Below are 12,598 nucleotides of genomic sequence, written 5' to 3'. Positions count from 1 at the left end.
CGTCCATGGACGTGGAGATCATCGAGCTGGGTCCTGACCGCCTGCCCGAGGTCGTCGACCTCTGCGGGCGCGCCCTCGACCTGCCGGAGGACGCCGCCGAGGCGCCGTCGATCGTGGCCACCCTCGCCGACCGCGCGGCGGCCGACCGGCCGGTGCTGCGCCTCGGCGCGGTACGCGGCAACGCGCTGGTCGGGGTGCTGGTCGGCTCGCTGTCCGCGCGGGATCCGCGGCTCGGTCACGTCGACCTGCTGGCCGTGGCGCCGGAGGAGCGCCGCCAGGGGATCGGCGGCGGGCTGCTGGCCGAGGCAGAGGCCCGGCTCGCCGCGCTCGGGGCGGCCGAGCTGCTGCTGGCCGGGAACCCGCCGCAGTACGCCTGGCCGGGCGTCGACGTGCGCTACACCCCGGCGGTCTGCGCCGCCATGCGGCTCGGCTACCGGCAGGACCGGACGGCCTGGAACATGACGGCGGACCTGGGCGAGGGTTCGCCGGCGCTGCGCTCCACCGAGGCCGCCGAGCAGCGGCTGGCCGGGCGGGGCGTGACCGTACGCCGGGCCGAGCCGGCGGACCTGCCGGCGCTGGCCGGTTTCGCGCGGGCCACCTTCGGCGGGGCCTGGGACGGCGAGCTGGCCGGCTCGGTTGGTCGCCCGGACGCGGGCGCGCACCTGGCCGAGCGGGACGGCGAGATCCTCGGTTTCGCCGCGTACGGGTCGTCGCGGCCGAGCTGGTTCGGGCCGATGGGCACCGCCCCGGCGGCTGAGGGCTCGGGCATCGGCGGCGTGCTGCTCCGGCGTTGCCTGCGCGACCAGGCGGCGGCCGGGGTCGAGGCGGCGCAGATCGGCTGGGTGGGCCCGGTGCCGTTCTACTCGGGTGCGGCGGGCGCGCGGATCGAGCGGGTGTTCTTCCTCTACCGAAAAGCACTTAACGGACAGAAGTAATTAAAGTTACATAGACGGTAATAACCCCGTTCGGCCTCCTCGGCATCGACCGGCCCCTACGGTCGGAATCAAAGGAGGCGGGCATGACCACGGACGACGAACGGACCGACGACCAGCCGGCGAGCTGGCGCCCGGTCGGCGAGCTTCCCGGGCAGCTGCCGTTCGACCGGCTCGACTTCGGCGACGCCGAGCAGCTGGCGGAGATGACCGGCGGCACCGGACCGGACACCGGGGAACCGCGGCAACCGGTGGACGAACCGACCCGGATCACACCGCCGTACGACCGGGCGCACAAGCGACGCAACCAACGCCGACTGCCGACCTGAGACACACGGAAGGGGGCGGACCGCTGACGCGGCCCGCCCCCTTCGGCGTGCTGGGTGAAGCTGGACTCAGAAGTCCATCTCCCCGCCACCCGGGCCAGCCGGGGCGGCCGGGGTCTTCTCCGGCTTGTCCGCCACGACGGCCTCGGTGGTGAGGAACAGCGCGGCGATCGAGGCGGCGTTCTGCAGCGCGGAACGGGTCACCTTGGCCGGGTCGATGATGCCCGCGGCCAGCAGGTCCACGTACTCGCCGGTCGCGGCGTTGAGGCCGTGACCCGGGTCGAGGTTGCGGACCCGCTCGACGACGACGCCACCCTCGAGGCCGGCGTTGACGGCGATCTGCCGCAGCGGGGCGTCCAGCGCGATCTTGACGATCTGCGCGCCGGTCGCCTCGTCGCCGGCCAGGTCCAGCTTGTCGAAGGCGGTCTTGCCGGCCTGCACCAGCGCGACGCCACCACCCGGGACGATGCCCTCCTCGACGGCGGCCTTCGCGTTGCGGACGGCGTCCTCGATGCGGTGCTTGCGCTCCTTCAGCTCGACCTCGGTGGCCGCGCCGACCTTGATCACCGCAACACCGCCGGCCAGCTTGGCCAGGCGCTCCTGCAGCTTCTCGCGGTCGTAGTCGGAGTCGCTCTTCTCGATCTCGGCCCGGATCTGGTTGACCCGGCCCTGGATCTGGTCGGCGTCGCCGGCACCGTCGACGATGGTGGTCTCGTCCTTGGTCACCACGACCTTGCGGGCGCGGCCCAGCATGTCGAGGCTGACGGCGTCGAGCTTGAGGCCGACCTCCTCGCTGATGACCTGACCACCGGTGAGGATGGCGATGTCGGCCAGCATGGCCTTGCGGCGGTCACCGAAGCCCGGCGCCTTGACGGCGACCGACTTGAAGGTGCCGCGGACCTTGTTGACGACCAGGGTGGCCAGGGCCTCACCCTCGATGTCCTCGGAGATGATCAGCAGCGGCTTGCCCGACTGCATGACCTTCTCGAGGATCGGGAGCAGGTCCTTCACCGACGAGATCTTGCTGTTGACGATCAGGAGGTACGGGTCGTCGAAGACGGCCTCCATACGCTCCGGGTCGGTCATGAAGTAGGCGGAGATGTAGCCCTTGTCGAAGCGCATGCCCTCGGTGAGCTCGAGCTCGAGGCCGAAGGTGTTGCTCTCCTCGACGGTGATGACGCCTTCCTTGCCGACCTTGTCCATCGCCTCGGCGATGATCTCGCCGACGCTGGGGTCAGCCGCGGAGATGGAGGCGGTGGAGGCGATCTGCTCCTTGGTCTCCACGTCCTTGGCGAGCTTCAGCAGCTCCTCCGAGACGTTGGCCACGGCGGCCTCGATGCCCCGCTTCAGGGCCATCGGGTTGGCGCCGGCGGCCACGTTGCGCAGACCCTCACGAACCAGGGCCTGGGCCAGGACGGTCGCCGTCGTCGTGCCGTCACCGGCCACGTCGTCGGTCTTCTTCGCGACCTCCTTGACCAGCTCGGCGCCGATCTTCTCGTAGGGGTCCTCGAGCTCGATCTCCTTGGCGATGCTCACACCATCGTTGGTGATGGTGGGGGCACCCCACTTCTTCTCGAGCACGACGTTGCGGCCCTTGGGGCCGAGGGTCACCTTCACGGCGTCGGCGAGCTGGTTCATGCCCCGCTCGAGGCCGCGGCGCGCCTCTTCGTCGAACGCGATCATCTTGGCCATACGGCGTTGTCCTCCTGGACACTCACGGGCCACCCGAGGGTTCCCGGATGGGCCGTCTGGTGTACGCACCTTGGGGACGTCGCCACCTGGCGACGACGACGTCCTCCTCGGTCGGGCCGGACAGCCCGCGACGACCGGCCCCGTGTCACTCCGGCGCCATTTCGACACCGGCGCGACCGTGGCCCTACCGCCCCGACCATTGGCACTCACCGTACGCGAGTGCCAATGACTTGTTTAGCACTCTCCCTAGCCGAGTGCAAGCACGATGTCGCCGCTCAGCCGAGTTCCGCGGCCAGTCGGGCGGCGTTCACCGGGCCTTCCTGCGCGCGCTGTTCGGCGTACGCGGCGACCAGCCCGACGAGCTGCGCCAGGTAGGCCGGGGTGGCGAGCACCGCGCCCACCACGGCCACCGCCACGGCGCCGGCGGCGGTGCCCGGGGCCGCCATCGGGTCCGCCCCGAAGGCGAGCTGGTTGACCAGCCCCAGCACGCCGTCCAGCACCGCCGCGGCGATCAGCGCGCACATGACCAGCGCGACCCGGCCCAGCACCATGCCGAACCGCTGGTGGAACATCCGCCAGGCACGGCCGATCGGCTCCTGCCGCTCGAACAGGTAGATCGGGCCGAACAGCGCGAAGGCGCAGGCCGCGTAGAGGCCGGGCAGCAGGCAGAAGCAGGCGCCGACGGTGATCAGCAGCGAGACCACGAGGGTCCAGCCCCAGAGGCCCAGGGCGCGGCGCAGCCCGTAGCGGAGGGCGGCCCCGACACCGACCGGCTCGCCGGCCGCCTGGCGGGTGACCACCCAGGTACCGGCGGCCCAGCCGGTGCTCTGCAGCGGGCCGAAGATCAGGGCGGCGAGGAGTACCACGCCGTAGAAGGCGAAGATGTTCTCGAAGTAGCCGTCGGGCAGCACCGGGGCGCCGTCCGAGCCGGTGACCGGCTGGTCGGTCGGGGCGAAGGCGAGGGAGAGGACCGCGATCACCGCCGCCGGGACCGTCTGGGTCAGCAGCATGATCGGCAGGAGCTGCCGCCAGCCCCGCCGCAGCGCGCCCCCGCACCGGCTGAACCAGCCGCCGACGCCCGCGTGCGGCGGGGTGACGAGCGGGTCCTGCGGGTCGAGGCCCGGGTGCCAGCCGTACGGCTGGCCGGGCAGCGCCTGGCCCGGGTAGGCCGCGCCGGGCAGCGGAGCGGCACCGGCCGGCCAGGTCCAGCCCTGCGGCGGCGCGGCCGGATCCGTTCGGTAAGGGTCCCAGGGCTGCGGCCCGGCGGCGTCCGTCCGGTACGGGTCCCAGGGCTGCGGCCCACCGGATGCGGGCTGCCCGGGGGCGGCGAACCCGCCGGGACCGGCCGGCCACCCCTGCTCCGCCGACACGGCCGGGTTGACGGCCTCGCCGGGTTGGGTCGGCACGGCGGGCGATCCGGACGGGCCGGGTTGCGCCGGCACGGCGGGCGATCCGGACGGGCCGGGTTGCGCCGGAACTCCGGCATCGGCCACTGCGGGCGGGCCCGGATCGGTCGGGGTGGGCGACCCGGGCGCGGTGGGGTCGACCGCGTGCCCCGACGCCGGAGCCGGCACGGCGGCCGGCGGCGTGGACCGGGTCGGGTCGGCCGGAACACCGGGCGATGCCGGGGGCACCGGCTCGGTGGCACCCGACGGGGGCAGGTCGGACATGAACCCTCCTCAGCAGCGACGGCTGGAACGGCTCATGATCTTCCACGGCGCGGGCCCGCACCGCAGCCCCCTCGTCGGGGTGGAGCGGCCGCCGATCGGGCGGCGGCCAGGGAAGATCAGGCGATGACGCGGACCCGCTCGGCCTGCGGACCCTTCTGGCCCTGGGCGATCTCGAACTCGACCCGCTGGCCGTCGTCCAACGCCTTGTAGCCGTCCATCTCGATCGCGGAGAAGTGGACGAAGACGTCCTGCCCGCCGTCGACGGCGATGAAGCCGTAGCCCTTTTCGGAGTTGAACCACTTCACGGTGCCCTGTGCCACGGTGCACTTCCTCACTCTGCGCGGCGTTCCACAACCCCGGAGACCGGCGGACCGGCACCGGTGAGCCACCGTTCAGCGATCGGCGACGGCCGCTGAATCGAGTGACCGAAATCGCACGCTACACGAGGCGTGACGACCGCGCACGACCACAAATCGGGCATATTTCGGCCACGGTGCGCGCCCGGTCGGCGCGGGTGCCGCCCCTTCCGGTATGCATGCGAGATGACCAGCGCGCCCACCACGACGACCACGGTCCGCCGGGTCCGCCCGGCCGACGCCGCCCGGATGCGGGCGCTCCGGCTGGAGATGCTGGCCGACACCCCGCTGGCGTTCCTGGAGACCGTGGCCGAGGCCGCCGCCCGGCCGCACGCCGACTACGCGGCCCGGATCGCCGCCGTCTCGCGGGGTGATCAGAACGCCCAGTTCGTCGCCGACCCGGGCGGTCGCCTGGTCGGTCACGTCGGGGGCACGGTCGCCCCGGACGAGCCCGGGCTGACCCTGATCTACGCCGTCTACATCACGCCGGCCTGGCGGGGCCGGGGTCTGCTGGGGGCGCTCGTGGAGGAGGTGGCCGCCTGGTCCCGGGCCTGCGGCCGGCCGGAGCTCATGCTGGAGGTGGTGGTCGGCAACGACCGCGCCTGCCGGGCGTACGAGAAGCTGGGTTTCGTGGACACCGGCGTGCGCGTCCCGCACCCCCGGATCCCCGCCCTCCACGAACTCCAGATGCGCCGCCCCGCCTGACGGGTTCGGGTGCGCCCGTGGTTGCCGGAGCGACAACAGACGCACCCGAACCGCGGGATCACACGTGCCGGCGGCTCTGCACGATCCGGAACCGGTTCGCCACGTACGCCCCGTCCGTCAGCGCCGAGTTCGCCGCCGGGTTCGCCCCCGAACCGTGGAAGTCGGAGAACGCCGCCGACTGGTTGACGAACACCCCGCCGGTCAGGTTGCAGGACAGGTGCACGCCGGCGTCGATCGCTGCCGCCTCCGCCGCGTCCAGCACCGCCTCGTCGCTGGAGTAGACGCCGGCGGTCAGGGCGCCCTTCTCCCCGACGGTGGAGCGCAGGATCTCCAGGCTGTGCGCGGTCGAGTCGGTCGCGATGGCGAACGAGATCGGGCCGAACCACTCGCGGGAGTAGGTGGCCGTGTCGCCCGCGTCCAGCTTGACCACGGTCGGCGTCCGCACCACCGCGTCCGGGAAGGACGGGTGCGCCACGGTCCGCGACTCCAGCACGGGCTCGCCGACCTTGGAGACCTCCTCCAGCCGCTCCAGCACGCCGTCGTTGACGATGGCGCCGGTCAGCTCGACGCCCCGGGCCGGGTCGGCGGTGAGCTTGGCGACCGCACCGGCGATGCCGGCGGCCACCTCGTCGAAGCTCTTGTGCCCCTGGTCGGTCTCGATGCCGTCCCGGGGGATCAGCAGGTTCTGCGAGGTGGTGCACATCTGGCCGCTGTACAGGGTCAGCGTGAAGCCCAGGTTGCGGCACATCCCGGCGAAGTCGTCGGTGGAGTCGATCACCACCGTGTTCAGGCCGGCCTTCTCGGTGTAGACGGCGGCCTGCCGGGCGTTCGCCTCCAGCCAGTCGCCGTACTCGGTCGAGCCGGTGAAGTCGACGATCCTGACGGCCGGGTGCAGGGCCAGGGTCGAGGCGAGCTTCTCGCCGGCCGCCTCGGGGGCGAGCTGCACCAGGTTGGGGTCGAAGCCGGCCTCGGCGAGCACCTGGCGGGCGTACTTCACCGTGATGGCGAGCGGCAGCACGGCGCGCGGGTGCGGCTTCACGACCACCGGGTTGCCGGTGGCCAGCGAGGCGAACAGCCCGGGGTACGAGTTCCACGTCGGGAAGGTGTTGCAGCCGATCACCAGCGCCACGCCACGGGGCACCACGTGGAACGTCTTGCTCATCCGCAGCGGGTCGCCCTTGCCGGCGGCCTTCTCCCAGCCGGCGGTGCCCGGGTGCCGGGTCATCTCGGCGTACGCGTAGGCGACCGCCTCCAGCGCCCGGTCCAGCGCGTGCGCGCCGCCGGCCTGGAAGGCCATCACGAAGGCCTGGCCACTGGTGAACTGCACCGCGTTGGCCAGCTCGAAGACGTTCCTGTGCAGCCGGTCGAGGATCTCCAGGCAGACACCCACCCGGGCCTGCGGGCCGGCGTCGCGCCAGGCCGGCAGGGCGGCGGTGGCGGCGGCCACGAGCTGGTCGGCGCCGGCGTGCGGGTAGCGCACGTCGAGCGCCACGCCGAACGGGCTGACCTCGGTGGCGACCGTGTCGCCGTCGCCCGGCTGGTCGAGCGGGAAGTCGCGGCCCAGGTACGCCTCGAAGGCGGCCTTGCCGTCGGCGGCGGCGCTCTCGCCGTACACCCGGGGGCTGGGCGACTCGGGATAGGCGGACCAGTACCCGCGCTCCGTGATCGCGGTCAGCGCCCGGTTGAGGGTCTCGGCGTGCCTGTCGTACAGGGGGTGCGGGGTCTCCGTCATGCCCGCCATCATGCAACAGGAAGCCACCAGATCAGTAGGGGCCTGTCACAAGTTGGATCGCCCGGCGAGTACCTCGACCGCGGTTCCAGCCCGAGCCTTGCCCGCCCGCTGCCGCCCGGGGTGCCACCGCTGTGGCCTCCCTCCGCCGGCCGTTGGGCGATCCTGGGTTTCTCGCTGGGGCTGCCCGTGGTGCTGCTCCTGGCCCTGGTGGCGAGCCGGCTGGTGGCGGACCTCGCCGCGCGCCCCCGCCAGGTGCCGTGACTCAGAGAATCAGCTGCCAGTCGGTCGAGCCGGCCGCCGGCCGGTAGCCGAGCTGCTCGTTGATCGCAATCATGTGGGTGTTCGTCGCCGCGTTGTAGGTGTCGATCACGCGCAGCTCCGGTTCGTGCGCCAGCGCGTGGTCGAGGTTCTCGATCTTCGTGAGGAGCCCGAGCCGGTGGCCACGGTGCGCCGGGTCGACGATGGTGATCTGCTGCCAGGCGTGCCAGGTGGTGTTGGCCGCCAGGCTGACCATGCTCCACGCGACCAGCCGGCCGGACGCCTCGTGCACCGCCCCGACGTGGTACCGGCGGACCCCGCGTGCGTCGAGCGCCCGCTCCGTGCCGCGGATCCGCTCGGCGTCGACCTTCTCCTGCTCCCATTCGAGGTCACCGAGGGGCGCGTCCACGAGGAGCCGCCCCTCCAGGTAGGCGACGTCGGTGACGTACTCCTCAGGGGTGTGGTTCGACCAGCGGACCGTGCGGTAGCCGGCGGCGGCCGTGCGGGCCTCGGCGAGCAGGCCGGCCAGGCGCGGCCGGTCGAGCGCGGTCACGTCCAGCCGGCGGCGGACGTCGGCGAGCGCCGGCTTCGCGCCGACGGCGGCGGCGAAGGCGGCCCCGGGCAGCTCCCGCCCCTCCTCCCCGGGCAGTGGGCTGACGGTCGAGCCGACCAGCCGCTTGCCGCCGCGCTCGCGCAGCAGCCGCAGCCCGTGCTCGTGCAGGGCGCGCCCGACCCCGCGCCGCCGGTGGGCGGGGTCCACCACCAGTTCGACGCTGGCGTTGTCGGTGTTGTCGAGGGTGTGCAGGTGCAGCCGGAGCCAGCCGACGGGCGCCCCGTCGAGGCGTGCCACCCACCAGCGGGTGTCGACGCCCGGCATCGGGTGCCGCAGCGGCGCCTCGAACCGCCGCCGGCACAGCGGGGGGAGGTCCGGCTCGTCCTCGGCCTGCGCCGCGACCGCCGTCCGGTAGACGGCGTCGAGGGTCGCCTCGTCGGCGGCGTCGAGGGGGGAGACGGAGATGCCCATACCGGCGAGCCTGGCCCATCCGACAGCGAAGGGGCCAGCGGTTTTCCGCCGGCCCCTTCGGACGTTGGTCGGGAGGGACGTCCGCACAACGCCTCCGGCGTTGGGTCGCAAGAACTTGAAAAGTCTCCGGCGGATGCCCTCCCGCACGGAGCATCTTGCGCCGTCCCATTCCTGCCGTCAAGTCCTTGTCGGCGCGTTTTCCACACTCACAGCGAAAAGCCAGTTACCCAGCGGATCACCCCAATCCCCCGCCCGGGCGATCCGCCCTCCCCCGCCCGGACGAGTGGGGTGCCGGGTCAGGTGAGGAGGCCGGCGTCGCGGGCGGCGCGGAGGCTGGGCTTGATGCGATGGGTGGGGCCGACCTCGGCCGCGACCGCGTCGAGGGTCTTGAGGCCCTCGCCGGTGTTGAACACGACCGTCTCCGCGGTGGGGTCGAGCCGGCCGGACTCGACAAGCTTGCGCAGTACCGCCACGGTGACGCCGCCGGCCGTCTCGGCGAAGACGCCGGTGGTCCGGGCGAGCAGCCGGATGCCGGCGCGGATCTCGTCGTCGTCGGCGTACTCCATCCAGCCGCCGGTGCGGCGGACCGCCTCCAGCGCGTAGAGGCCGGCGGCCGGGTCGCCGATGTTCAGCGACTTGGCGATGCCGGTCGGCTTCACCGGGACGATGGTGTCGGTGTCGGCGTGCAGCGCGGTGGCGATCGGGTTGCAGCCGGCGGACTGGGCGCCGAACACCTTCCAGCCGCCGGCCGGCGCCTCGACCAGCCCGATCTCGACCAGCTCCGCGAACGCCTTGTCGATCTTGGTGAGCAGCTCGCCGCTGGCCATCGGGATGACCACCTGGGCCGGGATCCGCCAGCCGAGCTGCTCGGCCACCTCGTAGCCGAGGGTCTTCGAGCCCTCCGCGTAGTAGGGCCGCACGTTCACGTTGACGAACGCGGTGTCCTCGAACTCGTCGGTCTCGACCAGCTCGCCGCAGAGCCGGTTCACGTCGTCGTACGAGCCGTCGATGGCGACCAGGTCGCCGCCGTAGACGGCGGTGGTCACCACCTTGCCCTGCTCCAGGTCGCTGGGGATGAAGACCACCGAGGGCACCCCGGCCCGGGCCGCGTGGGCGGCCACCGAGTTGGCCAGGTTCCCGGTGGAGGCGCAGGCGTAGCGGGTGAATCCGAGCGCCCGGGCGGCGGTCAGCGCCACCGAGACCACCCGGTCCTTGAAGGAGTGGGTCGGGTTGCCGCTGTCGTCCTTGACCCAGAGCGGGGCGGTGATGCCCAGCTCGGCGGCGAGGTGCGGGGCGGCGACCAGCGGGGTCAGGCCCGGGTCGAGGGTGACCCGGGTGGCCGGGTCCTGGCCGGCGGGGAGCAGTGCGGCGTAGCGCCAGAGGTTGTCCGGGCCGGCCTCGATCTGCTCGCGGGTGACGGCGGCCAGCGCTGCGGTGTCGTAGTCGACCTCCAGCGGGCCGAAGCATTCGTAGCAGGCGTGCTGGGCGGCCAGCGGATAGCGCGTGGAGCAGGCGCGACAGACCAGGGCGCGAGCCGGGCTGAGGCTGGTGTCGATGCCGGAGGCGGCGGGAAGCGTCGACGTCATGTCGAGGAGTTCCTCTCATCTTTCCCCGCATCGCCGGGTGCGGCGGGGACGGAATTGGCACCTGCCCGCCGTCGCTCGTCGTCGAGCGCGCGGGTGGTTGCCGGGGCGTCATCGGGCCGTATCCCTCAGCCCCTCTGGATGAGGTATGCAGTTGTGCCGCCGAGTCTATGCGGGCGCCGGGGCGCGGCGGAGCCGGGTTCCCACGCTGTGAACCCCCGACCCCGCCGGCCCTCTCGGTCAGCGCGCGACGACCGCGACCGGCTCGATCACCGCGACGCGGTCGGTCACCGCGACCGCCGCCGGGGCGGCGGGAGCCTTCCGGGTACGGGCGGCCAGGTTCGCGGCCACCAGGGCGGCGATGGTCAGCGCCGCGCCGACCAGCTCCACCGCGCCGGGCCGGTAGCCGCGCAGGATCTGCACCGCGAACGTGGTGACCGGGACGAGGTTCATGAACAGCGCCGCGTCGGCCACACCGAGCCGCCGGATCCCGGTGTTCCAGGCCAGCACGGCGAGGACGGCGGCGACCACCACGGCGTACGCCAGTTGCGGGGTGACCGCGACGAGGTCGGCGGCGGCCGGCAGGTGCTGGAGGCCGGTGAGGTCGGCAACGGCGCTCACGGCGAGCATGGCGAGAAGCCCGGCCACCGAGGTCAGGGCGGTGTAGCGCAGCGGCGACCACCCGGTGAACCGGCTCGCGCCGTGCGTGTAGACGGCCCAGCCGAGCACCGCGCCGACCATGAGCAGCGCGCCGACGCCGAACTGGTCCAGCCCGTCGAGCCGGCCCCGGGTGATCACCAGTCCGACGCCGAGCAGGGCGACCAGGGAGAGGCCGAGCAGCGCCGGCCGGGGGCGTACGCCGTCGCGCGCCCAGCGGACGAGCTGGGTGACGAGCGGGGTGCCGGAGGCGAAGAGGGCGATCTGCTGCGGGGTGGCGTGGCCGAGGGCGAGGTTGGTCAGCACGTTGAAGCCGGCGAAGCCGAGGACCCCGAGCAGCACCACCTCGGTGGTCCGCCCCCGCGCCCGGAGGGCGCCCCGTCCCTCGCGGGCCAGCAGCAGGGCGAGCAGCACGGCGGTGGCGAGCAGGTACCGGGCGGTGGTCAGGTTGAGCGCGTCCACCCGGGTGAGGGCGCTGGCCAGCACGGGGAACATGACGCCCCAGCTCACCACGGCGAAGAGCGGGAAGGCGGCCGAACGGAAACGCATCGCGGCTCCAATGTTCGAGTATCGTCGAACCAACGACGCCGACTCTAGGAGCTTGTTCGACGAATGTCGAACATGGGTTACGCTGGTCACATGGAGCTGCACGAACCCGAACTGCGCGAGGTGCCGGTCACCGCCGTGCTGGCCGCCCTGGCCGACGACGTCCGGCTGCAGATCGTGCGCGCCCTCGCCGAGGGCGGCGAACGAGCCTGCGGCACCTTCGAGTTCGGCGTCTCCAAGGCGACCCGCAGCCACCACCTCAAGGTGCTGCGCGAGGCCGGCCTGACCCGCACCCGGGTCGCCGGGACCAGCCGCTACGTGCGGCTGCGCCGCGACGAGCTGGACCGCCTCTACCCGGGCCTGCTCGACGCGGTCCTCACCGCACCCGCCCGCGCCTGATCCCGGCCGGGTGCCGCGGCGCGGCGGAGAGCTGCCATGATCGCCTGGTGAGGACGGCGGCACGGATCGGAGCGCTGGCGAGCATGGTGGTGCTGGCCGGGTGCGCCCCCACGCCGGCGCCCGACCGCGCGAGTGAACCGGCCCCGCCGACCCCGGCCGCCAGCACCGCACCGCCCCCGCCGGCCTGCTCGCCGGAGGGAATCCGCATCACCGAACTCGGGGTGGACGCCGCCATGGGCCTGCGGGCCATGGGCTTGGAGCTGGTCAACTGCGGCGACCGGCCGTACGTCCTGCGCGGTTACCCGGCCCCGAGCCTCCGGGACGCCGACCGGGACCCGCTGAAGGTGACGGTCATCCCCGGCGCACGCCCGATCACGTCCGGCTTCGACCAGCCGCCCGCCCGGATCGTCCTGCACCCCGGCGAGCGGGCCAGCGCCGCGCTGCTCTGGCGCAACCTCGTCACCGACGCCACGGTGGTGGCCAGCAACGGGGCGTATCTCGACGTCGCCCCGCTACCGGGCCGGCCGAGCTACCCGGTCGAACTGGACGGGCCGATCGACCTCGGCAACACCGGCCGCCTAGGAGTGAGCGCCTGGAAGCGCTACAACGGAACGTCTTCGACGAATCCACCGGCCCCGAGCGGCCCACCCTCGACGGCACCAACCCCCGACAGCCGTCTCTGAGCTCAGCCCCATCGAGATCTTGGTAGCAAACGGCC

The 12,598-nt window shown here is 73.0% G+C and carries 13 protein-coding genes and 1 riboswitch; of the genes, 6 read left to right on the top strand and 7 right to left on the bottom strand.

The genetic code is table 11. The annotated features are described in order from the left end of the window. Positions 1 to 5 precede the first annotated feature (5 nt). The gene (locus tag NLX85_RS11025) at positions 6 to 935 is read left to right on the top strand and encodes a GNAT family N-acetyltransferase (RefSeq protein WP_254334256.1); all 930 of its coding nucleotides are present in this window, start codon (positions 6 to 8) and stop codon (positions 933 to 935) included. Between the two features lie 83 nt (positions 936 to 1,018). Beyond that, a complete protein-coding gene (locus NLX85_RS11020) occupies positions 1,019 to 1,261 on the top strand; it encodes a hypothetical protein (protein WP_148431173.1) in 243 nt (80 codons plus the stop codon). Positions 1,262 to 1,327: 66 nt separating this feature from the next. On the opposite strand, the gene groL is transcribed toward NLX85_RS11020, so the two are convergent. The 3 genes from groL to NLX85_RS11005 form a co-directional block, all read right to left on the bottom strand. Then, the gene (gene groL / locus NLX85_RS11015) at positions 1,328 to 2,950 is read right to left on the bottom strand and encodes a chaperonin GroEL (RefSeq protein ID WP_091317388.1); all 1,623 of its coding nucleotides are present in this window, start codon (positions 2,948 to 2,950) and stop codon (positions 1,328 to 1,330) included. A 275-nt stretch (positions 2,951 to 3,225) separates the two neighbouring features. Further along, positions 3,226 to 4,356, bottom strand: a complete 1,131-nt coding sequence (locus NLX85_RS11010; protein ID WP_254335516.1) for a hypothetical protein — start codon at positions 4,354 to 4,356, stop codon at positions 3,226 to 3,228. 380 nt (positions 4,357 to 4,736) lie between these two features. Next, the gene (locus NLX85_RS11005) at positions 4,737 to 4,940 is read right to left on the bottom strand and encodes a cold-shock protein (RefSeq protein WP_067305333.1); all 204 of its coding nucleotides are present in this window, start codon (positions 4,938 to 4,940) and stop codon (positions 4,737 to 4,739) included. A gap of 222 nt (positions 4,941 to 5,162) precedes the next feature. Here NLX85_RS11005 and NLX85_RS11000 point away from each other — a divergent pair, with 222 nt between their 5' ends. Next, positions 5,163 to 5,681: a GNAT family N-acetyltransferase gene (locus NLX85_RS11000; protein WP_254334254.1), complete on the top strand. Its 519-nt coding sequence runs from the start codon at positions 5,163 to 5,165 to the stop codon at positions 5,679 to 5,681. A 58-nt stretch (positions 5,682 to 5,739) separates the two neighbouring features. On the opposite strand, the gene paaN is transcribed toward NLX85_RS11000, so the two are convergent. After that, on the bottom strand, positions 5,740 to 7,413 hold the full coding sequence (gene paaN, locus NLX85_RS10995) for a phenylacetic acid degradation protein PaaN (RefSeq protein WP_254334252.1): 1,674 nt from the start codon (positions 7,411 to 7,413) through the stop codon (positions 5,740 to 5,742). Between the two features lie 120 nt (positions 7,414 to 7,533). Here paaN and NLX85_RS10990 point away from each other — a divergent pair, with 120 nt between their 5' ends. After that, entirely contained in the window at positions 7,534 to 7,674 is a 141-nt protein-coding gene (locus NLX85_RS10990) for a hypothetical protein (protein ID WP_254334250.1), read from the top strand. Between the two features lies 1 nt (position 7,675). Here NLX85_RS10990 and NLX85_RS10985 read toward each other — a convergent pair whose 3' ends face one another. From NLX85_RS10985 to NLX85_RS10975, 3 genes are all read right to left on the bottom strand, one after another. Then, positions 7,676 to 8,695 carry an N-acetyltransferase family protein gene (locus NLX85_RS10985; protein ID WP_374628076.1) on the bottom strand — a complete coding sequence of 340 codons (1,020 nt, stop codon included), beginning with the start codon at positions 8,693 to 8,695 and terminating at the stop codon, positions 7,676 to 7,678. 296 nt (positions 8,696 to 8,991) lie between these two features. Then, positions 8,992 to 10,281 (bottom strand): threonine synthase, encoded by a 1,290-nt coding sequence (gene thrC, locus NLX85_RS10980; protein WP_254334248.1) that lies wholly within the window; start codon positions 10,279 to 10,281, stop codon positions 8,992 to 8,994. Between the two features lie 12 nt (positions 10,282 to 10,293). Next, positions 10,294 to 10,426, bottom strand: a riboswitch (SAM riboswitch). A 92-nt stretch (positions 10,427 to 10,518) separates the two neighbouring features. Next, positions 10,519 to 11,484 carry a DMT family transporter gene (locus tag NLX85_RS10975; protein ID WP_254334245.1) on the bottom strand — a complete coding sequence of 322 codons (966 nt, stop codon included), beginning with the start codon at positions 11,482 to 11,484 and terminating at the stop codon, positions 10,519 to 10,521. Between the two features lie 90 nt (positions 11,485 to 11,574). Between NLX85_RS10975 and NLX85_RS10970 the strand changes: the two genes are divergently transcribed. Together NLX85_RS10970 and NLX85_RS10965 are read left to right on the top strand one after the other, a co-directional pair. Next, a complete protein-coding gene (locus NLX85_RS10970; protein WP_254334243.1) occupies positions 11,575 to 11,880 on the top strand; it encodes a helix-turn-helix transcriptional regulator in 306 nt (101 codons plus the stop codon). Positions 11,881 to 11,927: 47 nt separating this feature from the next. Continuing rightward, positions 11,928 to 12,563, top strand: coding sequence for a DUF4232 domain-containing protein (locus NLX85_RS10965; RefSeq protein WP_254334241.1), 636 nt, complete (start codon positions 11,928 to 11,930; stop codon positions 12,561 to 12,563). Positions 12,564 to 12,598: the final 35 nt, after the last annotated feature.

It is taken from the genome of Micromonospora sp. A3M-1-15, from assembly GCF_024213425.1.
Classification (GTDB): Bacteria; Actinomycetota; Actinomycetes; order Mycobacteriales; family Micromonosporaceae; genus Micromonospora; species Micromonospora chersina.
The sequence above is the reverse complement of the archived record's forward strand: the minus strand, read 5'-3'. Positions and strand labels throughout refer to the sequence as shown.